Genomic DNA, 23,339 nt, shown 5'->3' with positions numbered 1-23,339 from the left:
CACTCTTTTAAAGAGGATTTAACTATAGCACTATGATTTTAGACCCATCGCATAAGTGGCGACTAGTGGTTTAATATTTGGCAATTTATCAAAGGCCAACAAAGCCATATTTCGTACCAGCTTAATCGCTGGGTTAGGATGCGTGAAGCCATGTACTACCGCATCACAAAAACGAATCACTCGCTTCTGGTCGGTTTGACGTGCTTTCTCATAACGCTTTAATAACTGTGCATCACCGATATCTGCGCCTTTGAGTATTTGTGTGTTCAGCATTTGCGCCAGCACATGTGCATCTCGCATACAGAGATTAAAGCCTTGGCCAGCGACAGGATGTAAGGTGTGAGCAGCATTGCCCATAATGACGCAGCGTCCTTCTACTTGCTTATTCGCTAGTACGCGGGTCAATGGATAGGCGCCGCGGCGACCAGCAGCGATAAACTTGCCAGCGCGTTGGCCAAAGGCTTGCTGTAGGGTCTGCAAGAAATGGGCGTCGTCTTCTAAGTATCTGGTTTCTTCACCTGTTGGGCATACCCACACCACAGAGCGCCTGTAGCCGTGTTGATACTCATCATTGCCATCACCCTCTGGATCGGTCAGTGGGAGCACGGCAAGTGGGCCAGCTGGACTGAAACGCTCAATCGCTGCATGCTCGTGTGGCGTATCTGTCTCTACTACGCCGACGATGGCTGTTTGCTGATAATTATACGTAGTTGTACCGATATCTAGCAATTGGCGTACTGTAGAGTCGCGTCCATCACAAGCGACTAATACGCTAGCTTGCAGCTGCTGCTCGTTTTCGGCTTCGTCATTGTAATTAAAGCTAATCGTCACACTATCGGCCTGCTGCTGGACAGTCGTCACATTGGCATTATCTATCAAGGTAATTAATGGCGCTTGCTGCGCGGCTAATAAAAGCTTACGACCCAGCCAAGCGTTTTCGATGACTTGCCCAAATGACTCAACGCGCTCTTCTGCTTTATTCAGCTGCGCGCGCCCAAAACTGCCTTGCTCACTAATCTGTACGGTATCGATACGGCAGGCATGGCTTTGTAATTCATCCCACAGTCCAATCTCTTGATATATCTGTACCGTGCGCCGTGATAACGCTGTATTGCGACTATCTAAATAATGGCTGCGAGTACTGTCATCCGTTGGACTGATGGTTGGATAGCTGTTTTTTTCTAATAAGGTGCTCGCAATACCGTGATGAGCCAATAGCAATGCAAAGGACAAACCAACATGACCACCACCTGCGATAAGCACTTGCTGGTCAGTTATCGCTTCTTTGTTTTTAGAGATGCTGTCGAACTTTTTAGGTATGCTGTCAGCATTGGATAAATGTGAATCAGTATCTTGCATCGTTATTTTCCTATTATAATCTTTTGGACAAGCAATTTATTAGTGATAGATAGCCGCTCGTCACTGACTTTATTTTATAATTTTTATCATTTCACTACTGTTGTTAGATGGGTTGCAGCAACCTATGGTATCGCCCATAGATTACCACAAATTGTCTATTATGCCGTGGTCTTAACAGTAGACAAATCGTTTCTCCACTCTCATCGTAAACGAGGTTTATATTTATAAAACCCAAATATATTAATTTTATTAAAGCACTATCACATGGTGGGTAGCGATGAATTATATAGAACTGATAGCAACATCGAATCGATCTATAGAAAATCGCTGTAGCAGTTGCAATCAGCATACAAAAACAGCGTTATCTATCTGATGTATGGCTTGAAATTTAAAAATTCTCTACCATAATGAAGGCAAGACTTTTCATTACTTTCATTCACGACCTTCCACAAAAACAACAATAATATCGCCGTCATTTTTATCATCTACAATTTTTTACCACCTAAATACTGTAACGCCACTAACTATTTTATCTCTGCAACCCGCCACGCAATTAAAACCAAATCATAGCGTCGGGTACACAATAAAAGGATAATCGCTTGACTGATTCCATGAGCCGCCGTATAAAGTTTGAATCATTGACCCCAGCACAGCTAAAAACCGTGCTTGGTGAATACAACAATCACATGAAATATATTCAAGAACGCCTCGATATTAAAATCATGCAACGCCAAGGCGATTTTTGCCTGAGTGGCGATGTGACCAATGTCGAACGTGGTGAACGTATTATCTACAAAATGGTAGATGAAGCACAGAACACCAAAGACATCAGTGCAGAAGAGCTGCATCTCATCATCCAATCTAGCCTCTCTCGTGATGAAGACATGGAAGAAGACGAACAAGATCACGATGACATGGAATATGATGAAGATTTGGATGAGGCTAGCGAATTTACGCCCATCAGTTTACGTACACGTAAAGGTCGCATCGTTCCGCGCGGTGGCAATCAACAGCGTTATGTAAAAAACGTTCTGAGCTCTGATGTGTCGTTTGGTATTGGGCCTGCTGGTACGGGTAAAACGTATCTAGCGGTGGCGTGTGCCGTCGATATGCTTGAGCGTAATGAGATTGAGCGTATTTTGCTAGTGCGTCCAGCGGTAGAAGCTGGCGAAAAACTGGGCTTCTTGCCAGGTGATTTGACCCAAAAAATCGATCCGTACTTACGCCCGCTATATGACGCACTCTATGAGATGATAGGCTTTGAGAAAGTCGGTAAAATGATTGAGCGTCAGATTATTGAAGTGGCGCCGCTTGCCTATATGCGTGGTCGTACTTTAAATAACTCGTTTGTCATTCTAGATGAAGCGCAAAACACCACGCCTGAACAGATGAAAATGTTTTTGACCCGCTTGGGCTTTGGCTCACGAGCCGTCATCACTGGGGATATTACTCAGGTCGATTTGCCACGTGGTCACAAATCAGGCTTGGCACAAGCGATGGATATTCTAAAGGATATCGAAGAGATTCATATCACAAAGTTTGATTCAAAAGACGTGGTACGACATCAATTGGTACAACAAATTGTTGAAGCCTATGACGTATTTGATGAAGAACAAATGGCTTTAGAAGAAAAACGTAAGTTTGAACGTATTAAAGAACAAGAGCGTAGACAAGCCGTCGCTAATGCAGCAGCCAATCTGTAATAATCAAGCTAATCATTGAATTACAATCATTTGCTATGAGCATTTAGCTTGTATAAGAAAACCGGATTACTCAAAGTAGTCCGGTTTTTTCTTACCAACAGTTTATTGAATTTAGCTCTTTCGCTACTAGTAGCCTACCAGTAACTTAGCTATAGTAGCCTCTATGTATTCTATACATAGGCCTCTATTTACGAGTCAAAAACTTAGCAATAAGAGACAATAATTAAGCTACTTTTATATTAAAAGAGCTGGCAAATAAATCACCTAGAAGATGCAGCATTAGAAACACATTTATAATAAAAAGGACAGCAATATGAGCCAACCTGACAATACTAATTTTGACGACAAGATCGCTAGCAACCATGCCAGCTTAGCAGCACTTGATATCAGTGCGACCAACAGTATTGATGATGAAATATTAGATACTTTTTATAATCGCGAGCATTTACTATCAGTCATGATGGCGACTTTAGATTATATAGACGGTCGTATTAATAATGGTCTGACCCTACCCTATTTTGCAGATATCGATCCTGAGCTGTGGCAAGAAAAGTCTAAAACACTAGATATATATATCACTGATGACGTCGAAGGCCGTGCTTTAAATCTAGAAGCACGTGGTAAAGACTATGCGACCAACATTTTGTCTTATCCAAGCGAATTACCTGCGGCCGTCATTGAGCTAATGCCAACATTACCTCTTGGAGAGCTAATTATCTGTCATGAAGTGATGGTACGTGAAGCGAATGAACAGGACAAAACCGTGGCGCAGCACATCAGCCATTTGCTAGTGCATGGCGTGCTACACCTACTGGGTTTTGATCACGAGCTCGGACAAGCTGAGCAAGATGAGATGGAGTACTTTGAGATTGAGGTTTTGGCAGGTCTAAACCTACCAAATCCTTATATCTAAACTAGCACTGCTTTATTAAACAATTTTCTAACTCTTAGACAGCTACTCACTAATCTTTAGATAGTGGCAACTTTTGCGCTTGACCCATCTGATTAATCATATGATCCAAACCTTTAACATGGACACTGCGCTGCGGGAATGGAATCTCAATCTTCTCATCATCTAGAGCTTGCTTGAATTGCTCTAGTAACTCGCATTGCATCGACCACCAGTCGGCATTGGTTGTCCAAACGTTTAGGGTAAGATCTACTGAGTTGTCGCCTAGATTGGTCACTCGCACGATAGGCTCAGGATCAGTGAAAGCCAATGGGTTGTTTTTTGCCAGACTTAACATCACGTCTTTAGCCGTTTTGATATCAGCATCGTAGCCAATACCGACGGTGATATCGACGCGGCGATTGGGTAGCGCTGTATAATTGACCACAGGTGAAGTCGTGATATCGCTATTAGGAATGATGATATCGTGATTATTAATGGTCGTCAGATGGGTATTAACCAAGGTAATCTCAGTCACCGTACCTGTGTAGCTACTAATCTGTACATAATCACCGCGCACAAACGGGCGAAATGTCACAATCATAATACCAGCGGCAAAATTTGATAGTTGGTCTTTTAATGACAAACCAACGGCAACAGCGGCACCACCTAAGATCGCGACGACAGACGTAGTCTGTACACCGACTTTGCTAAGCGCAGCTAAAATTACCACGACCAGTAGCACGCCATACAATAGACGACTTAGAAAACTAGCAACTGTCTCATCCAGATGGCTACGCGTCATCAGGCGATCGGAAAAAGCGACTGCCTTTTTGGCAAGCCAACGTCCAACGATAAATATAAGTATTGCTAAAGCGATTTTAATGACCAGCTCTAGGGCGTTGCTCGTTAAGGTAGCGACATCTACGGTAAAACCTAAAAATTCCATACTGACTCTTTATTTTATAGCTGTGTGTTATGAACTTGGATATCTGTGATTATAAAAAATAGTGCGTTAAGCGTTATTCTTAACAGTTGTGTTTTCAGTAACTTTAATTTCAGTAACTTTAATTTCAGTAACTTTAATTTCAGTAGCTTTTTTCTTAGTGCTTGTCTTCTTAGCACCTATCTTCTTAGTGCATGAATACATTAACCTTAGTACGTTACTTCGACTGTATCACTATAGCGGTAAGTACGTATCAAGCGCAGCTCGACGATATCGTTCATGTCTTCGGTGAATTTACCAAAGGGTGCAGCTTGTCGTACCGACTGCTTGGCCGCTTCATCCAATATCGTAGAGTTCGAGCTTTCAAGCAGTCGAATGGCTTTGATATTGCCGTCGTTACTGATGATAACCATTAGCCGTACTTCACCCGTAATGCCTTGAGCACGCGCTTGTACGGGATAATGCAAGTTGCCCACTCGCTCGACATGCTCACGGAATGTATTGATATAGTCTGCTGCCGCACCCCGTGTGGTCGAATTACTATCCATCGTCACGACTTTGGATTTGGTTGCGTAGACCTGCTGACGCTGAGATAGCTGAGCTTCTAAGGTGGCAATCTGCTTACGTAGCCGCTCTTCTTGCGCCATTGCATCATCTTGCGCTTGCTCGCTGTCATTATCCGACTCTACAGTGGCCTGACGCCAACTTAACGTCGTACGCAGATAACTCTCTTGATAACGCTGCTGACGTACTTTACGCTGTAAATTAACGATATCTTGAGTCTCACTCATTTGCTCAGCAGACATTGCACTTAACTGATTGTTCTCTTGTCTGAGCTGCTCTTCTATTGTACCGCCGCCCTCTTGTGAAGCGTTGGCAATAAAGTGTGCATCTTCATTGGGCTTCATATTGTCGGTCAGCGCCTTTGCCACATCTTGCATCATAGCAGCTGGGTCTTTTCCCATAGAAAAGCTAATTCCGAAAATAATCAGCACATGAACAGCCACTGCAATAACAATAGCAACAGGCAAGCTTATATCGCGCTTGGGCGCTTGCGCGGAAAAATGATAGCTCTGTGAGTCTTTTATATAGGCCACAATGAATCTCAGCTTGTGAGCACATCAGTACAAAGCACTATTTAACAAGTGTTGTAACGATGGGCATGATTTATACTGGCGCTATCATAACATGACATAGAATTATGTCGCCAGTATAAGCACTGAGACGGCATTTTGACATCTGCCATACAGTATTGGTAACCTTATCCGCTGATTGAAAAACATGCATTTGAGAATATATAAGGCAGACGAAACACTGCCTATACCAAATGAATTGCTATAAAACGCATGTGTTCATTTTGAAGCCACTGTATTTGTTATATACTGCTTTAGCATAATAGCATTAGTAGCACGATACTTTGCAACAATCAGAACGGTGCATCGTGTTGATTAGGCACAGTAGATGATCAAGCAGCACAATAAGCGCAGATTTACTGTGCACTAGTATCAGAGGTCAGTTTTTCGCTTTTGCTACCTATCAGTATAAAAATTACTAATGGTCGTAGATATTTAGAAATTATAGATGATTAGCTTTCGTTTAAATTAATGATAGCCTGCAAAGTTTGTTTAGCCATTTTTACGTCACCGATTGAATGACGCGCCCTATAAGGATAATAAGTTTGAGTGACTTTGATAACGTGAATAATTCAGACAATTTTGATGAGTTCTTCGAGAGTATTGGCTATCGTTTTGACGAGTCATTCGGCAGTGGTTGGGAGCGTATCGCCCAATCGGTTAAAGATATCTATAATAAGACGACGGACAAGTTCGAAGATGAGTTGTCATTGCCAGTGGCACAGACTTACGTTAATGATGCACTACAAAAATTCGTCACCGACAATGTAAAAGCCATTTTAGAGCTACGTGTCGAGATGCATGATGACTGGTTTCGTTTGTACTGCACTGTCAATGCAGGCGGCATCTATGCCGAAGTAGCAAGTAACTTTAGCCTAGTTCACGTCCAGCTCGATCGCAATGTGCAGCGCTTTGTATTTGGTCAGCAAACTTATACCGATATATTAAATCTGCGCTGCGAATCTTTCGTGAAACGTCAAGGCGTCAAACTGGCAATTTGGTTTTATCATAGCGTCCTCAAAAAAGACCCTTTAGGCTTCATTCTGTCGTACGTTAATATTGCTCGCGCAAAAGACGAAGTGATTTATCTCGATATCCATCGTTGGTTAAAAAACAATAAGAAAATCATGAGTACCTTGTATAAGGTACAGATAAATTATGGCGAGCTAGAAGAAGAGCAAATGATTTTAAAGGCTCAAATCAACTATCGTGATTTACTGGCGGCCAGCAGTAACGAAGATATCATCGGTGATGATGATGATCCTGAATTGATGCAAGGCCCTATTAACCCTGTAGACGATGCGACTGAGCCAAGCCAAAAGTAAGTCGCTAATGTTTCATCCCATAAGACAATGTTTTATCCCATAAAAAAACGCTGCAGCTTAGAGGTTATTGGCCTTATAGATGCAGCGTTTTTTTATTGGAGTCGTCAACTACCAGTAGTTCTCTACGGCAATATTACCCTCACCGCGGCGATTCATTACCAGTCCCAATGTCTTTAACGCCTCTTTGGTATCTTCTACCATGTCTGGGTTGCCACATAGCATGACATGCGTAGTATCAATATCTAATGCGATACCCGCGCGCGCTTGTAACGTACCCTCTAGCAGTAGCTTCGGCAGACGCTCTGACAACGCGCCTTCGACAGGCTCACGAGTGACGGTTGGGATAAAGATAAGCTTTGCTGGATTATCAACCAGTGTACCGAAGTCTTCTTGTAGGCTTTCGATTTTCTCAACGTAAGCAAGTTCATCGAGCGAACGTGCGCTATAAGCCAATACGATGTGCTCGTAATCTTCCCATGTCTTTAAATCTTGCAGCATTGACAAAAACGGTGCTAAACCAGTCCCTGTTGCTAGCAGCCATAAGTCTTTGGGCAATGGTTTTTGGTAACGTGCTAACGTCAAAAATCCAAATGGCATCGTATTAAGTAGCAGTTCATCACCCACTTGTAAGTGCTGCAATTGCGACGTAAATGCACCATCAGGAATCACGATAGAGAAAAACTCTATCACCTCATCAAAGGGCGAAGAGACAATCGAATACGCGCGAAAGACATCTTCATTCAATGCGCTATCAGCAGTTTCATCACTTGCATCAGTCTGCTGGTAATATTTTAATTGACTGGGATTGACGCCTAAACGTACAAACTGCCCCGCTGTAAACTTAAAACTATCGGGACGGCTGACGGTAAAGCTAAATAAGTTCGGCGTCCATGTAGTTTTACTGAGCACCGTTACTGTTTGAATATTATCACTCATAATTATTCGTCACTTATACTTTATTAAACTGTATTTTTATAAGATACCTTTGATAGGCAAAAGAAAATAAATACCAAAAAGGTAAGCATAAAAAAAGATGCGCCAAGCTTATCATAAAGCTGGCGCATCTTGGTTTTTTAACCGTAACAACAGATAGATCGCAGCGACTTATCTGTTGTATTAACTCAGCGACATTACCAAATGCGAGCCAAACTTGCCCACTCAATCATACTATTTGGCAAGATACCAAAGAATAGAATAATCGCCGTCACAGCAATGACCATGATACCACCGGTACGAATACCCCATTGCCCAGACACGTCAAACTCGATGAACTGCTTAGGACGTTTGAACAGCGTGAGTAAAACGCGTAAGTAGTAGAATAGACCAATCGCACTGCCCAAGATAATCATCGCAGCCAAGAACCAGTTGGTGCCTTGTACCGCAGCTAAGATAGCAAATAGCTTAGTGATAAAGCCTGCCGTCAACGGAATACCAGCCAATGACAACATCATGATAGTCATGACAGCGGTCAATAATGGACGACGCCAGAATAGCCCTTGATAATGCGTCAACTCATCAGCTTCACCAGATAAGCGATACGGACTCGACATCAACGTCACTACCCCAAAGGCACCGATAGAGGTAAAGGCATAAACCGCCATATACATACTAGAGATACTATCAGCGGCCGAGCCAATACTAACGATAACGATCATCACATAACCCATATGGGCAATAGATGAGTAACCGAGTAGACGCTTAAGGCTAGTTTGACGTACTGCCAATAAGTTACCTACCAAGATAGATAAAGTGGCCATTACCATCAATAGCATCTGCACTGATGGCAATGCCAGCAAAGCAGTATCGATTAAGAAACGCACGGCCAGTGCCATCATCGCCACTTTTGATACTGATGCTAAAAAGGTAGCGATAGGCGCTGGTGCACCTTCATAAACATCTGGTGTCCACATATGGAAAGGAGCAGCTGAGAGTTTAAAGGCGATACCAAACATCATCATTGCCGCACCCAATATCAGTAGTGGCGACTCAAAGATATTGCCTAGCACCATGCTGATTGGCTTAAATGCTAGCGAGCCTACTTCTGCATAGATAAAGGCCATACCCATCAGCAACGTCGCTGATGCAGTCGCCGACAATACCAAATACTTCAATCCCGACTCAAGTGACTGGTTGCGCATATAAGTATAAGCAAGCAAACCATATAGCGGTACTGATAGCATCTCTAGGCTCATAAAGAATGACGCCATATGCTGCGCGCTGACCATGAGCAATGCACCAATGGTCGATAGCAGCATGAGCAAGTACAGCTCTTCTTTATTGTCTTTTAGGTTGGCCAGATACGCATAAGACAGCGTACAACAAGCCAAGGCACAGATAAAAATCACCACCATATTAAACTGAGCAAAGTTATCAATAACAAATAACTGCTCAGCATTTGGCGCGATAGATCCGCTTTCAATCACACCGATCATCTGACCGATCAGGGTAAATAGACCAATGTTTAAGCCTGCCACTGTAATCGTACCAGTGACCATGTGCGAGCGTTTAAAGGTAATCGCGATCATAACCGTCAGTACCGTAATCACTACGGCGATAATCGGCGCGTAAGGCAACAATCCTATCAAATCATTCATCGTAATATCATTCATGACTTAACGTGCCTCCATTACATCAAGCAGCTGCGACGCATCTACCTGTGTCACTTGACTGTATATATATGCGTTATTGATCCACTGCATAGCGTGACTTGAGGTATCAAGGAACGGCTGTGGGTACAGTCCGAGCCATACCAAACCAGCAGCTAATATCAGTAGTAATGACAGCTCGCGCTTGCCCAAATCTTTTAGTTTACGTGCAGGTAAGCCATGTGACTTAGTCTCTCGCTCTGCCAATGCAGCGATGTTGTTTTCACCAAATAACGCGCGATGAATCAAAATCAGTGAATAAAGACCTGCTAATACCAAACTGAATGTCGCAAATACCACAAACACTGGATACTGAGCAAATGAGCCAAATAAAATCATGAACTCGCCAATGAAGTTACCTGTCCCTGGAATACCTAGCAGCGCGGCACAGAAGAACATCAATATCGGTGCGTAGTAGCGGAACTGTCCCCACATACCACCCATCAAGGTCAAATCGCGTGTATGCAGACGCTCATATAGCTGTCCTGCCATAATGAATAGTGCGGCTGAACTCAAGCCATGAGCAAGCATCTGAATCATCAGACCTTGTAAGCTGAGCAATGTTCCAGCATAGATTGCCAATACCACAAAACCCATGTGCGAGATACTGGTATACGCCAGCAGACGCTTCATATCAGTCTGCATAAACGCAAGCCATGCACCGTAGAAGATACCAATCGTACCTAGGGTAATCGCTATCGGTGCAAACTCTTGTGATGCTGCTGGAAATAGCGGCAACACAAAACGAATCAAACCATATGCAGCGGTCTTGATGAGCACCCCTGCCAAATCCACCGAACCTGCTGTTGGTGCCTGCGCATGCGCATCTGGCAACCAGCCGTGGAAAGGAATGATTGGCAACTTCACCGCAAAGCCAATGAAGAAGCACAGCATGATTGGATATTCCCAGCCGCCAAGTGACGTACCGAGCAAGTCATTATAGTTAAAGCTCACTACCCCTTTTTGGGCGTAGCTGATAATGACCAATACCAAAATACCGATGAGCATGATAAGCCCAGACGCTTGGGTATAGATAAAGAACTTGGTTGCAGCGTATTCTTTGGTTTTGCCAACCACATCATGACCCCAAATGGCGATCAAGAAGTAGATAGGAACCAGCATCATCTCCCAAAAGAAGAAGAATAAGAACAAGTCAATCGCTAAGAAAACACCAATAACGCCGCCCAAACTCCATAGCAAGTTCAGGTGGAAAAAGCCAACGCGGCGCTGAATCTCATTCCACGAACAGGCAACAGCTGCCACACCAAGCAAACCTGTTAAGGCTACCATCATCAGTGACAAGCCATCTAGTGCTAAATGAAAGCTAATACCAAAGCTCGGTATCCACGGCACACTAAATTCTGCTACCCAAGGCACGGCAGCATCTGGCGCAATGACCTGCTTACTCATATCGCTAAAATCGCCCTGCTGCCAAAGTACCAATGACAAAGCAAAGGTCAACATCATACCGATCAAGGCAATCCAGCGCGGCAGACGTTTATTAAATCGCTCTACTACCCAGCATAGCAATCCTGCAATAAAAGGAATTGCGATTAATGCTGGTAGCATCCACGTTTGTTGTAACTCAATCATCTTTTACACCACCGTCATCATTACCAGCACCAGCAATACAGCCATACCCAAGCCAAAGCTTGTGGCATAACCTCGAAGAGACCCTGTTTGCGTCGCAGACAATACTTTATTACCAGCTGAGGCCAGCTTAGGTAACAGCAACCACGTTTTATCGATAGGGTCGGTTTTTAATAAGCGGCCGATGAATAAAAAGGGTTTTACAAAAATTACATCATATAGCGCGTCGAAACCTAGGCCATGATAACACCAGTGATATAGCGCCCCACCAATACGTGAGCGCTTAAAGCTAGTGAGCATTCTGCCTTTATTGACGACATACAACAGTGCAGCCAATATCAAACCTGCTGCCATGGCACCCATCGCGATATATTCTGCGGTGTGCTTAGCATGTGCTTGACCTGCGACTTCTAATAGATGACCAACGCTCTCTGGCAATACACCATCCAATGGTGGCGTAATCCATGCACCAACAGCGGTAGATAGTACAAGTAATACCGTCAAAGGCAACCAATACGACACACCTGATAGTTTATGGGCATGGGTTTTTTCTTCACCGAAGAAGATAATCCAAATCATACGGAACGTATAAATGGCCGTTAAGAACGCACCAAATACACCCATATAGAATAGTACTAAGTGACCTGTGGCATAAGTCTCCCAAAGAATTGCTTCTTTAGAATAAAAACCAACGGTAACCCAAGGTATGGCAGCGAGTGCGCCACCACCGATGATATAACACCAAAATACCAATGGTATCTTTTTACGCAGACCGCCCATCTTAAAGATATCTTGCTCATGATGTACGGCAAGAATAACCGCACCTGATGATAAGAATAGCAATGCTTTAAAGAAAGCGTGGGTCATCAAATGGAAGATTGCCCCTTGCCACGCGCCCACGCCAAGTGCGAGGAACATATAGCCAATTTGACTCATGGTCGAATAAGCAAGAATACGTTTTATGTCTGTTTGCGCGAGTGCACAGAATCCAGCAACGACCAACGTCAACGCCCCTACGCCGCCAACCCAATACAACAAGATACCTGGGGTCAGCTCAAACAAAGGATGTAAACGGGCTATTAAATAAACCCCTGCCGTCACCATCGTTGCAGCGTGAATCAATGCCGATACGGGTGTTGGACCTGCCATCGCATCAGCAAGCCATGTGTGTAGTGGCAACTGCGCTGATTTACCCATCGCGCCGCCGACCAACATCATCGTGGTAAGCATCATCGTTGGGTTATTCACATCGAACACTTCTGGCGCGCGCGTAATAATCTCTTGAATATTAAGCGTACCGAATTCGCGGAATAATAAAAACAAACCGAAGGCTAAGAACACATCACCGACACGAGTAACGGTAAAGGCTTTCATCGCGGCACGGCCGTTGGCTCTATCATGGTAATAATAACCAATCAATAGGTACGAACAGATACCCACGCCTTCCCAACCGAGATATAGCAAGAACAAATCATCTGCGAGTACCAGTAACAACATACTGGCCACAAACAAGTTCATATAGCTAAAGAAACGAGCAAATCCAGTGTCGCCTTTCATATACCAAGAGGCAAACAGATGAATTAAAAAGCCAATCCCAGTAATGACGCCTGTCATGGTCAATGCCAAACCATCAAAGCTCAAACCGAAATGTGGCGCAAAATCGCCAACTTGGAACCAAGTCCATAGCGGAACCTCAATTACCGTTCCAGCTGGATTAGTGGTCAAAAACGTATAGCTAACCACTAGCGTACATAATGCTGATAACAGCATGCTACCCACGCCAACAATCGCTGCGACCGTCTCTGATAATTTGTCGCGCATAAAGGCTAAAATCAAAAAGCCAATGAGCGGGAATATAAAGGTTAATGGTAATAAACTCATGACATCATCCTTTCATCTCATTGGCGCTATCGACATCGAGATGCCCACGCTGATGATAAAAACGCAATAATATTGCCAGACCAATTGACGCTTCAGCCGCAGCCAAGGTCAAAATAAAGATAAACATAATCTGTCCGTCTGGATCGACCCAGCGACTACCTGCCACTACAAATGCCAATGCTGCCGCATTCATCATGATCTCAAGACTCATTAGCATAAATAGGAAGTTACGTCGTACCATGACGCCGCACAGACCGATGGCAAATAAAATACCTGCCAAAATCAGTCCATGGCTCATGGGTATCATACCCAGTACATTTTGCGCCTCAGCAACTGGCTGTACTAAGCCTGCCACCTCGTGGGCAAACGGCACGTTTGACACATCTTGTGCCACGCTTGCTGCTAGTACCATTAGTCTGACTCCTTGCGCGTAACTTTATTCGCACCTACTTGACTACCTGCTTTCATGCCTACCTTCATACCTACATAGTCATGCGGGTCAACATCTTTATATTCGTAAGGCTTAGCCATTTCTACGCCGTCATGCTGTGTAAGCGTACTATCATTGTCGTATTGTTTGATACTGCCTACGCTTGGCTTGAAGTTTTGGCTATCATTACCGATGACCTCATCGTCGACTGTCTCTTTACCTAAATGATAAGCGGCGACCAAGGCTGCCAATAATAGCAATGCTGCTACTTCAACCAGCATAATGTATTTAGTAAATAACACCGTACCGACTGCTTTGGCAGAGATAGTCGTGCCACCCATCATGACCGCTTCATCGTGATTGAGACCAATCATCGCATAGAGCACAACGGCAATGATTATCGTCAATCCTGTCGGTATCGCCCAAGTGCCGGCATCGAGCCAACGCTCTTCGCGCTCGTCATTGCTCATGCCCAAGTTGAGCATCATAATCACAAAGACAAATAGCACCATAATGGCACCGGCATAGACAACGATTTCTAACGCACCCGCAAACGGCGCACCTAATACAAAAAATATCCCAGCGATTGCTAACAACGACACAATCATCGATAAGATAGCATGCACTGGATTGGCCTGAGTCACTACGCGCAGACTGGCAAATATCGCCACTGCTGCAAGTGAATAAAACCCAGCCAATTCAGGATGGTTCAAAATATTCATCATGGTAGCAAGCTCCTTAGATCAATCGGTGCAGACTCATTTTGTGCTGCGCCTTTTGGTTTATCTGCTACCGCCATACCTGTCACACGATAATAGTTATAATCAGGATATTTACCAGGTCCTGAAATGAGCAAATGCTCTTTTTCATAGACCAAATCTTGGCGCTTATATTCACCCAGTTCAAAATCTGGGGTCATTTGAATCGCTGTCGTTGGACAGGCTTCTTCACACAATCCACAAAAGATACAGCGTGAAAAATTGATACGGAAAAACTCTGGATACCAGCGTCCATCTTCACGCTCGGCTTTTTGTAATGAGATACACCCTACCGGACATGCCACCGCACACAAGTTACAAGCGACACAGCGCTCGTCTCCATCAGGATCACGCGTTAGGACAATACGTCCACGAAAACGCGGCGGTACAGGTACCGGCTCTTCAGGATAAAGGATGGTATCACGCGGTCTGAGCGCATGACTATTGACCATCCACATGCTGCGGACAATGGTAAATATACCAATGACGGTCTTTTTTATGGTAGTAAACATGGGATTATTATCCTTATCAGCTTTACCCTAGTTCATCAGTGATGGCTACTAGTAATGACTATAACGTTGGAGAAAAGATCAAAATGACCGCAGCAGTAACCAACAGATTGATCAAGGTTACGGGCAGACATACTTTCCAGCCAAAGTTCATCACCTGATCATAACGCGGACGCATGAGTGAGCCTCGAGCCAAAACAAACATGGTCATAAAGAATAGCGTTTTAATCATGAACCAAAAAGCTGGTGGAATAAATGGAATATCTAAATTGAACGGCGCAAGCCAACCGCCAAAGAACAAGCAAGTCATCAAGGCAGAAATCAAGACAACGTTGACATACTCACCAATAAAGAACATACCAAACTTCATGCCAGAATATTCAACATGATAACCTTCAGCCAGTTCTTGCTCTGCTTCTGGTTGGTCAAATGGATGTCTATGCGTAACGGCAACACCAGCCACCACAAATGTTAAAAAGCCAAAGAACTGCGGGATGATATACCAGCCGTCTGCTTGCGCTTCGACAATGGCACGTAGGTTAAATGAACCTGTTAGCGCAACAACGCCCATCAACGACAAACCCAAAAACACTTCGTAACTGATTGTCTGTGCTGCTGAACGCAAACCACCAAGTAACGAGAATTTGTTAGCAGAGGCCCAACCACCGAACATCACGGCATAAACAGCAATACCAGCCATGGCAAAGAAAAACAAAATACCAATATCCCAATCAACCACGCCAAGCGTTGGCGAGATAGGAATAATGGCAAATGAGGCCAAGGCAGTAAACATGGCGACCGCAGGTGCCAAGGTGAACATAAACTTATCGGTAAAGTTTGGTGTCCAATCTTCTTTAAAAAAGATTTTTAGCATATCGGCGACTAACTGCAACGAACCAAAAGGCCCAACACGGTTTGGACCATAACGATCTTGCCATAAGGCCAACATACGGCGCTCATAGATAATCATCATCGCGGCAACCAATACCACGACCAAAAAGATAACTAGTGATTGACCCACCAAAAACAGAATAGACCAAGTATCAAAGCTCATGCTATTGGCCAAAAAGCTTGGCACATCAGGGATAATACGGGTAACTTGCATATTACACCTCCTGTGTGGTGATCGGCGCTGCGTTTATTTGCGCTGTGTCATTATCATTAATCATATCGTTAGCCATGCTACCCATCATCGTTACTGGTGCATCCACTTTACGTACCGATGCTGGCATTGATGGGTGAATGATACTCACCTGCCCAACGGGGTAACCGATACAGCCTTCTGCCAAATAACCGACCAGCTGTACTGGCAAGGTAATTTGTTGCTTATCGATTTCAATCGCCAAGTAATCACCAGCAGCGATATTCCAGTCTTTGGCATCGTCTATACCGATACGCCATGCTGCAACGGGTAGTTGCTCTGCGACGATTGGGCTACGTGATGCCATCATTGAGCTGGCATAGATATTATGAATTGGTACCAGTTTCGCTTGGCCTTGCTGCAAGTCAGTTGTATTCGAAGACATCGCTTCTGGCGCCACATATTGACGAGTGGCTAGGCGTGCTAGCTGATCGAACAAACGTACACCTGGATCGCCATTTTTCAGATGGCCACCAACTTTGTCTTGGTATTTGTTCCACGCTTGCGGTGAGTTCCAACCTGCCGCATTGGCAAAAGGAATCATCGAGCTTGGCGTTTCTTTACCGCTATAACCTTCCATTGAGAAAGTTAAACCGGTGTCTAAATCTTTTGGTTGCATCGGCTCATGGACGGATATCGGGGCACGCATAGCGGTACGACCTGAATAACGACGCGGCTGACGAGCAATTTTAAGACCCGTTATACGGTAATCAGCATCAGGCGCAGCGCCTTTGATACCCGCAAGTTTAGGATGGGTGGCAATCAATGCATTGATCACATCATCCAACTGCGTCCAGTCGACATCACGACCTTCGATGCTGCTATGCACAGCATGTATCCAGCGCCAGCCTTCTTTAATACTGCTCATCGGATGGTAGTATTCGTTATCGTAAACTTGGAAGAAACGCTGTGCACGGCCTTCAGCTGATATCAATGTACCATCCGCTTCTGCAAAGCTCGCCGCTGGCAATACGATATCGACGTCTTTATGCCAATCAAGGAGCTGATGATCTAACGCAATGACCGTTTTATCAGTCAATAGCTGCGTCAATTTATTGGCATCGATGGCATCAGTCAGCTGATTTTCAGCGACGATAATCACATCGAAATCAGTCGCTAATAACTCTTCAACTGACTGTCCGCCGAGCATGCAAACACCCATGCTATTGGCATCGGTAACCGTTAAGTAGATACCTGCTTGTGCCTGATACTTATTGTTTACTTCTTTTAGTTCGAGCGGTTCGGCAGGAGCGCGTTCTACATCATCTTGCGCTTCTATACTTACGCCCGTTTCAGGTTTGTTTGGCTTAGCAGATAAATCTTGGTCTTCTTCAGGCTGGTCATTAGCAGACTGCGATTGAGCTTTTACTTTGGCATTATGCGCTTCAACTTGCTGCTGCTCAGTCGCTCTAATAGCCGAGCGTTTTTGCGTCAATGCTTGAGTAATCTGCGCCGCTGCTTCTATCAATGCGGTAGACGACAAGCTACTACCCGAGATAACCAGTGGCTTATCGGCTTGAATCAAGTCATAAGCGATTTGCTGAGCCAATGCTTGCATACCATCAGTCTCAGTACTGGCATCAGCATTTTGTTCAACTGCTTGTGGATCTGCGATTTCTGCTAAATCATCAGCAAAACTAGCAATCTCATCAGCGACTTTAAAGCCAAGTTTAGTGATGTCTTCAGGGGTCGCCACTACGCTCACTTTACTGATATCTTCTAGCTTGGTCTGCGTCACATCAATGACATAGACTGGGCTTAGCGCATCTTGAGCGATACGCTTAACTGGTTCAGCAAGCCACGGCTGCGTTTGCAGCGCCGCCGCCATTTTCAAGCCTTCATTTTTTGCCGCTTGACGTACTGACAACGCGACACGTGATGAAGTTTGCGTGATGTCTTCACCTAATACGAGCACTGCATCATGCGTTTCGATATCGGTCATGCTAGGGTTATAAATGCCTTCCGTGCTAAGCACTTCGATGCATTTATTGACCAGTGCTTGCTGCTGGTGATTCAGACCTGTTGAAAAGTTATCAAACCCAACGAGATTTTTTAGCGCAAAGTTAGTCTCTAAACTGGCACGCGGTGAGCCAATCCCGATGACTTTTTTATCTTTGATACGTTTGATGGTTTCATCTAATGCATAGTCAATATTGATTTTGACATGCTTATCATTGATACGTTCAAGCGCTTGGGTTGGACGATCATCACGATTGACATAGCCATAACCAAAGCGGCCACGGTCACATAAGAAATAGCGGTTTACTTCGCCGTTATAGCGGTTTTCGATACGGCGCAATTCACCATAACGCTCGCCCGGTGAGATATTACAACCAGCTGAGCAACCATGACAGATGCTTGGCGCATACTGCATGTCCCATTTACGGTTGTAGCGCTCAGAGTGGGTTTTATCAGTAAACACACCTGTTGGGCAGACTTCGGTTAAGTTACCTGAAAATTCGCTTTCAAACTGACCATCTTTATCACGGCCAAAGTAAACACGATTGTTTGAGCCATAAACACCCAAATCTTCGCCGCCCGCATAGTCTTTATAAAAACGTACACAGCGATAGCAAGCGATACAACGGTTCATCTCATGCGCGATGAATGGACCAAGCTCTTGGTTATGATGCGTGCGTTTGGTAAAGCGATAGCGACGACGGCTATGACCTGACATATAGGTCATGTCCTGCAAATGACAATGTCCGCCCTCTTCACAGGTTGGACAGTCATGTGGATGGTTGGTCATGAGTAGCTCAACCATCGACTTGCGGAATGCTTTGGCTTCATCGTCAGTGACCGAGATGTACATATCATCGCCAGGAGCGACCATACAAGACATCACAAGGCGACCGCGACCTGCTTCCATATCTTCTTTATTTTGGAATTGTTTGACCGCGCACTGACGGCACGAGCCTACTGAGCCAAGCGCTGGATGATAACAAAAATACGGCACATCAATGCCAAGTGATAAGCAGGCTTGTAGCAAGTTATCTGCGCTATCTACTTCGACAGTGGTTCCATCAATATGTATGACTGCCATGCCGCTCTCCTTATTTCACTACTGGCTGTTGGTTGGCTGCAGCATCAATAACATCGACACCAACCGCCTGCGTGATTTTTTGATCAAACTCTGGACGGAAATATTTAATCGCACTCATTAGTGGTTCCATTGCACCTGGGGCATGCGCACAGAATGTTTTACCAATCCATAAGTCACGCGTCAGGCCTTCTAGTTTTTCTACATCGCCCACTTGCCCTTCACCATCATTGATGGCGGTAAGCAATTTCACGCCCCACGGTAGACCATCACGGCATGGTGTACACCAACCGCACGACTCACGCTGAAAGAAAATCTCAAGGTTGCGTAGTAATGGCACCATGTCTTGTGATTCATCAACAACCATAATCAGACCAGTACCCATACGGCTACCCGCATTTTGAATGGTGTCAAAATCCACCACCACATCCAAATGTTCTGCGGTCAAAAAGTCAGTCGAGGCGCCGCCCGGTAGCCAAGCTTTCAGTGTTTTACCATCTTTCATACCACCCGCTAAATCTTCAATGATTTCGCGTGCCGTATAGCCAAACGGTAACTCCCAAAGACCAGGATCATTGACCAATCCTGAGCAGCCAAATAGTTTGGTGCCTGGCGTTTTACTTTTGCCTTTGATTTCAGATAACGACTGATACCATTCAACGCCATGATTCAAAATCGCTGGCATATTACACAGAGTTTCAACGTTATTGACAACGGTTGGACGACCCCAGGCACCAGAGATTTGCGGAAACGGCGGCTTAGTACGTGGGTTAGCACGGCGACCTTCTAGACAGTTAATTAACGCTGTTTCTTCACCGCAGATATAACGTCCAGCGCCCGTATGCACATGCAGATTAAAACTAAAATCTGAGCCTAAAATATTATCGCCCATGAGATTATTGGCCAAGCACTCTTCGATAGCAGCGACCAAACGTTCAGCGGCCAAGATATACTCACCACGGATAAAGATATAACCGTCAGTGGCGCCAATCGCATGAGCAGTAATGAGCATACCTTCGATCAGCTGAAACGGTAGACGCTCCATGAGCAAACGGTCTTTGAATGTGCCCGGCTCCATTTCATCAGCATTACAGATGAGATAGCGCGGCAAACCATCCGGTGGCGACATAAACGACCATTTAAGACCAGCATTAAAACCTGCACCGCCGCGACCTCGGACATTGGCCGCTTTAATCATATTGCCGACGTCTTTAGGCGACTTAGATAGCGCTTCTTTTAGACCCGTAAAGCCTTTTAGAGACTCATAAGTGGCTAAATCAAGCACCGCATCATGATGCGCTAGACGCCACGTCAATGGCTTGGTTTCACTAGTGGCTGTCGCTTTATCACCGTAAATTGGAACACGCTGTGCATTTAGCTGGCTTGGCGCTTGGCCTTGACCGCGACGAGCAATTTGCTCTGAAATCGTTAAACTCATGCGTATAGCTCCAATAATTGCGCGACCTCAGATGGCTGGACAGGGCCGTAAGTGTCTTCATCAATCAGTACCGCTGGTCCCTTATCACAGTTGCCCAAGCAGCAAATTGGCAATAGGGTAAAACGTCCATCAGCAGTGGTTTGACCGTACTCAATGCCTAGCTGTGATCTAATCTCAGCTGACAGCGCCTCATAACCTGTCAAATAACAAGCCACGGAGTCACATATGAGAATCACATGGCGACCGACAGGTTGGCGATAAATACGGTTAAAGAAAGTCGCAACCCCATCCATATCTGACATCGGGATATCTAGAATGTTGGCAATGGCATTTGCTTGCGCATCATCAACCCAGCCGTTACGCTTTTGCACGATTTTTAGTGCATCTAGCGAGGCGGCACGCGCCTGTGGGTAATGGTGCATAAACTCATGAATGGCAGCGATTTCATCACTGGTGAGAATGCTTTCCACATCTACTTTTGGCATTTTGTCGGAAACAATTTTCATAATCTTCTGTCTTTCCTCACTCATCCTGCTCTATCACAAGCCAATATTAGTCTGATTAAAACTGTGGGTATATTGACGAGTAACAGCATTTTGGTGTGCCATCAGGCAATAATATATTGATGAACAAATACTTTTGAAGCAGCGGCTTTAACGATCACAATCCGCCATCACAATATCAATCGATGCCAGATACATAATGGCATCAGAGACGAGCGAGCCATTAATCACCGATGGCATCTGCTGCAAATGCGCAAATGTCGGCGTACGGATACGGGTACGATAGCTCATCGTCGCCTTATCTGAAGTGATGTAATAGCTGTTCAAACCTTTGGTCGCTTCTACAATCGTCGTACACTCGCCCGCTGGCATCACAGGACCCCAAGATACTGAGATAAAGTGATTAATCAAAGTTTCAATATCGTTTAAGGTACGGTCTTTCGGCGGTGGTACTGCTAGAGGATGGTCCGCTTTGTAAGGGCCTTGTGGCATATTGTCCATGCACTGGCGGATGATACGCAATGACTGACGCATCTCTTCGACTTTTACCATACAACGATCATAAGCATCACCGTTGTAACCAACTGGCACTTCAAAATCGTAATTCTCATAGCCCATGTATGGACGCGCTTTACGCAGATCAAAGTCAACGCCTGTCGCACGCAGACCTGCACCCGTGACGCCCCAAGCAAGTGCTTGCTTGGCATTATATTGAGCAACCCCTTGGGTACGGCCTTTGAGCACGCTGTTTTGCAATGCCGCTTTGACATATTCGTCCAAGCGTTTTGGCATCCAATCTAAGAACTCACGAACCAAACGCTGCCAGCCACGTGGCAGATCAGCAGCAGTACCGCCGATACGGAACCAAGCTGGATGCATACGATAGCCAGTCACGGCTTCGATGACGTCATAGGCTTTTTGGCGATCGGTAAACATATAGAATACAGGGGTCATACCGCCCGCATCCTGAATGAACGTACCGACGAATAGTAAGTTATTGGTAATACGGAAGAACTCACTCATCATCACGCGGATGGTTTCAGCACGTGGTGGAATGGTGATTCCAGCCAGCTTTTCGACCGACATGATGTACGGCAGTTCATTCATCACACCGCCAAGATAATCGATACGGTCGGTATAAGGAATAAATGAGTGCCATGTTTGACGCTCAGCCATTTTTTCTGCACCGCGATGGTGATAGCCGATATCAGGAATACAATCGACAACTTCTTCGCCATCGAGCTGTAGTACCAAACGGAATGCACCGTGAGCAGAGGGATGGTTAGGACCGATGTTCAAGAACATAAAGTCTTCATCACGACCTGAACGCTTCATGCCCCACTCTTCTGGGACAAAACGTAGGTTTTCTTGCTCGTATTGTTGCTTGGCGGTATTCAAGAAGTACGGGGTAAATTCCGTCGCGCGTGCATGATATTCTTTACGCAGTGGATGTCCTTCCCAGTATTTTGGTAATAAAATACGGGTCAAATGCGGATGGCCCGTAAAGACAATACCGAACATGTCCCATACTTCACGCTCATACCAGTTGGCGTTTGGCCAAATATTGGTGGCGCTCGGTACATTGACATCGTCTTCGCTCAGCGCGACCTTGATACGTACATCACTATTGCGCTCAAGCGACATCAAGTGATAAAACACCGTAAAGTCACTGTCAGGTAAACCCGCGCGATGCTGGCGTAAACGCTCATCTATCGCTGACAAGTCAAATAGCATGACGTAAGGTTTAGGCAGTTTGCGCAAGAATAAAAGAATATCTAATAAATCAGCACGCGCCACCCAAACCGTTGGAATCTCATCCACAGTCTGCTGCACGACAAATTTACCAGCATACTTTTGCTCCAGCTCTGTGATGACTGCTGGGACGGGCTTGATCTTAGGATCTATGTTTTCGACTACCGTGACCATGAATGATGTATTCCTTCATTAATCATAACTGAACTATGTTAGTCATAACCGAACTATGTCAACCATAACTGAGCTATGTTAATCATAACCGAACTATGATAAGCGCATAAAATATTGAAACTG

18 protein-coding genes are annotated in these 23,339 nt (G+C 44.9%); 3 read left to right on the top strand and 15 right to left on the bottom strand.

Going from position 1 to position 23,339, the window contains the following annotated elements; all coding sequences use genetic code 11:
* Window positions 1-30: 30 nt before the first annotated feature.
* Window positions 31-1,359 (bottom strand): UbiH/UbiF/VisC/COQ6 family ubiquinone biosynthesis hydroxylase, encoded by a 1,329-nt coding sequence (locus JMX07_RS00440; RefSeq protein ID WP_201605261.1) that lies wholly within the window; start codon window positions 1,357-1,359, stop codon window positions 31-33.
* Window positions 1,360-1,958: 599 nt separating this feature from the next.
* On the opposite strand from JMX07_RS00440, the gene JMX07_RS00435 reads away from it, so the two are divergent.
* The gene (locus JMX07_RS00435) at window positions 1,959-3,062 is read left to right on the top strand and encodes a PhoH family protein (RefSeq protein WP_201547628.1); all 1,104 of its coding nucleotides are present in this window, start codon (window positions 1,959-1,961) and stop codon (window positions 3,060-3,062) included.
* A 313-nt stretch (window positions 3,063-3,375) separates the two neighbouring features.
* Complete coding sequence (ybeY, locus tag JMX07_RS00430; RefSeq protein WP_201605259.1) at window positions 3,376-3,975, top strand: rRNA maturation RNase YbeY; 600 nt, start codon at window positions 3,376-3,378, stop codon at window positions 3,973-3,975.
* 49 nt (window positions 3,976-4,024) lie between these two features.
* Here ybeY and JMX07_RS00425 read toward each other — a convergent pair whose 3' ends face one another.
* Window positions 4,025-4,900: a mechanosensitive ion channel family protein gene (locus JMX07_RS00425; protein ID WP_201605250.1), complete on the bottom strand. Its 876-nt coding sequence runs from the start codon at window positions 4,898-4,900 to the stop codon at window positions 4,025-4,027.
* A gap of 206 nt (window positions 4,901-5,106) precedes the next feature.
* Window positions 5,107-5,994: a TonB family protein gene (locus tag JMX07_RS00420; protein ID WP_201571580.1), complete on the bottom strand. Its 888-nt coding sequence runs from the start codon at window positions 5,992-5,994 to the stop codon at window positions 5,107-5,109.
* Between the two features lie 581 nt (window positions 5,995-6,575).
* On the opposite strand from JMX07_RS00420, the gene JMX07_RS00415 reads away from it, so the two are divergent.
* A complete protein-coding gene (locus tag JMX07_RS00415) occupies window positions 6,576-7,355 on the top strand; it encodes a hypothetical protein (protein ID WP_227684569.1) in 780 nt (259 codons plus the stop codon).
* Window positions 7,356-7,463: 108 nt separating this feature from the next.
* On the opposite strand, the gene JMX07_RS00410 is transcribed toward JMX07_RS00415, so the two are convergent.
* The 12 genes from JMX07_RS00410 to nuoC form a co-directional block, all read right to left on the bottom strand.
* Window positions 7,464-8,291 (bottom strand): ferredoxin--NADP reductase, encoded by an 828-nt coding sequence (locus JMX07_RS00410; RefSeq protein ID WP_201605241.1) that lies wholly within the window; start codon window positions 8,289-8,291, stop codon window positions 7,464-7,466.
* 194 nt (window positions 8,292-8,485) lie between these two features.
* A complete protein-coding gene (locus JMX07_RS00405) occupies window positions 8,486-9,964 on the bottom strand; it encodes an NADH-quinone oxidoreductase subunit N (protein ID WP_201555948.1) in 1,479 nt (492 codons plus the stop codon).
* 3 nt (window positions 9,965-9,967) lie between these two features.
* Window positions 9,968-11,593, bottom strand: coding sequence for an NADH-quinone oxidoreductase subunit M (gene nuoM / locus JMX07_RS00400; RefSeq protein WP_201605239.1), 1,626 nt, complete (start codon window positions 11,591-11,593; stop codon window positions 9,968-9,970).
* A gap of 3 nt (window positions 11,594-11,596) precedes the next feature.
* A complete protein-coding gene (gene nuoL / locus JMX07_RS00395) occupies window positions 11,597-13,471 on the bottom strand; it encodes an NADH-quinone oxidoreductase subunit L (protein WP_201605237.1) in 1,875 nt (624 codons plus the stop codon).
* Between the two features lie 4 nt (window positions 13,472-13,475).
* Complete coding sequence (nuoK, locus tag JMX07_RS00390; protein ID WP_025653102.1) at window positions 13,476-13,784, bottom strand: NADH-quinone oxidoreductase subunit NuoK; 309 nt, start codon at window positions 13,782-13,784, stop codon at window positions 13,476-13,478.
* Between the two features lie 98 nt (window positions 13,785-13,882).
* On the bottom strand, window positions 13,883-14,626 hold the full coding sequence (gene nuoJ, locus JMX07_RS00385) for an NADH-quinone oxidoreductase subunit J (RefSeq protein ID WP_114700722.1): 744 nt from the start codon (window positions 14,624-14,626) through the stop codon (window positions 13,883-13,885).
* Window positions 14,623-15,171: an NADH-quinone oxidoreductase subunit NuoI gene (nuoI, locus tag JMX07_RS00380; RefSeq protein WP_010198902.1), complete on the bottom strand. Its 549-nt coding sequence runs from the start codon at window positions 15,169-15,171 to the stop codon at window positions 14,623-14,625. Before nuoI ends, nuoJ begins: the two co-directional genes overlap by 4 nt.
* A 58-nt stretch (window positions 15,172-15,229) precedes the next feature.
* On the bottom strand, window positions 15,230-16,222 hold the full coding sequence (gene nuoH, locus JMX07_RS00375) for an NADH-quinone oxidoreductase subunit NuoH (RefSeq protein ID WP_180958090.1): 993 nt from the start codon (window positions 16,220-16,222) through the stop codon (window positions 15,230-15,232).
* Window positions 16,223-16,274: 52 nt separating this feature from the next.
* Window positions 16,275-19,352 (bottom strand): NADH-quinone oxidoreductase subunit NuoG, encoded by a 3,078-nt coding sequence (gene nuoG / locus JMX07_RS00370; protein ID WP_201605235.1) that lies wholly within the window; start codon window positions 19,350-19,352, stop codon window positions 16,275-16,277.
* 10 nt (window positions 19,353-19,362) lie between these two features.
* The gene (gene nuoF, locus JMX07_RS00365) at window positions 19,363-20,787 is read right to left on the bottom strand and encodes an NADH-quinone oxidoreductase subunit NuoF (RefSeq protein ID WP_227684567.1); all 1,425 of its coding nucleotides are present in this window, start codon (window positions 20,785-20,787) and stop codon (window positions 19,363-19,365) included.
* Window positions 20,784-21,293 carry an NADH-quinone oxidoreductase subunit NuoE gene (gene nuoE, locus JMX07_RS00360; RefSeq protein WP_057758927.1) on the bottom strand — a complete coding sequence of 170 codons (510 nt, stop codon included), beginning with the start codon at window positions 21,291-21,293 and terminating at the stop codon, window positions 20,784-20,786. The genes nuoF and nuoE overlap by 4 nt, the downstream gene beginning before the upstream one ends.
* Before the next feature lie 147 nt (window positions 21,294-21,440).
* Window positions 21,441-23,216, bottom strand: coding sequence for an NADH-quinone oxidoreductase subunit C/D (gene nuoC, locus JMX07_RS00355; RefSeq protein ID WP_057758925.1), 1,776 nt, complete (start codon window positions 23,214-23,216; stop codon window positions 21,441-21,443).
* Window positions 23,217-23,339 lie beyond the last annotated feature (123 nt).

This window comes from Psychrobacter immobilis, from assembly GCF_904846235.1.
GTDB classification, from domain to species: Bacteria; Pseudomonadota; Gammaproteobacteria; order Pseudomonadales; family Moraxellaceae; genus Psychrobacter; species Psychrobacter immobilis_C.
The sequence above is the reverse complement of the archived record's forward strand: the minus strand, read 5'-3'. Positions and strand labels throughout refer to the sequence as shown.

Excerpts from the sequence above, each read along its gene's own strand:
- JMX07_RS00440 (WP_201605261.1), bottom strand. The coding sequence starts at position 1,359 with ATGCAAGATACTGATTCACATTTATCCAATGCTGACAGCATACCTAAA.
- ybeY (WP_201605259.1), top strand. The coding sequence starts at position 3,376 with ATGAGCCAACCTGACAATACTAATTTTGACGACAAGATCGCTAGCAAC.
- JMX07_RS00425 (WP_201605250.1), bottom strand. The coding sequence starts at position 4,900 with ATGGAATTTTTAGGTTTTACCGTAGATGTCGCTACCTTAACGAGCAAC.
- JMX07_RS00410 (WP_201605241.1), bottom strand. The coding sequence starts at position 8,291 with ATGAGTGATAATATTCAAACAGTAACGGTGCTCAGTAAAACTACATGG.
- JMX07_RS00405 (WP_201555948.1), bottom strand. The coding sequence starts at position 9,964 with ATGAATGATATTACGATGAATGATTTGATAGGATTGTTGCCTTACGCG.
- nuoM (WP_201605239.1), bottom strand. The coding sequence starts at position 11,593 with ATGATTGAGTTACAACAAACGTGGATGCTACCAGCATTAATCGCAATT.
- nuoL (WP_201605237.1), bottom strand. The coding sequence starts at position 13,471 with ATGAGTTTATTACCATTAACCTTTATATTCCCGCTCATTGGCTTTTTG.
- nuoJ (WP_114700722.1), bottom strand. The coding sequence starts at position 14,626 with ATGATGAATATTTTGAACCATCCTGAATTGGCTGGGTTTTATTCACTT.
- nuoI (WP_010198902.1), bottom strand. The coding sequence starts at position 15,171 with ATGTTTACTACCATAAAAAAGACCGTCATTGGTATATTTACCATTGTC.
- nuoH (WP_180958090.1), bottom strand. The coding sequence starts at position 16,222 with ATGAGCTTTGATACTTGGTCTATTCTGTTTTTGGTGGGTCAATCACTA.
- nuoG (WP_201605235.1), bottom strand. The coding sequence starts at position 19,352 with ATGGCAGTCATACATATTGATGGAACCACTGTCGAAGTAGATAGCGCA.
- nuoF (WP_227684567.1), bottom strand. The coding sequence starts at position 20,787 with ATGAGTTTAACGATTTCAGAGCAAATTGCTCGTCGCGGTCAAGGCCAA.
- nuoE (WP_057758927.1), bottom strand. The coding sequence starts at position 21,293 with ATGAAAATTGTTTCCGACAAAATGCCAAAAGTAGATGTGGAAAGCATT.
- nuoC (WP_057758925.1), bottom strand. The coding sequence starts at position 23,216 with ATGGTCACGGTAGTCGAAAACATAGATCCTAAGATCAAGCCCGTCCCA.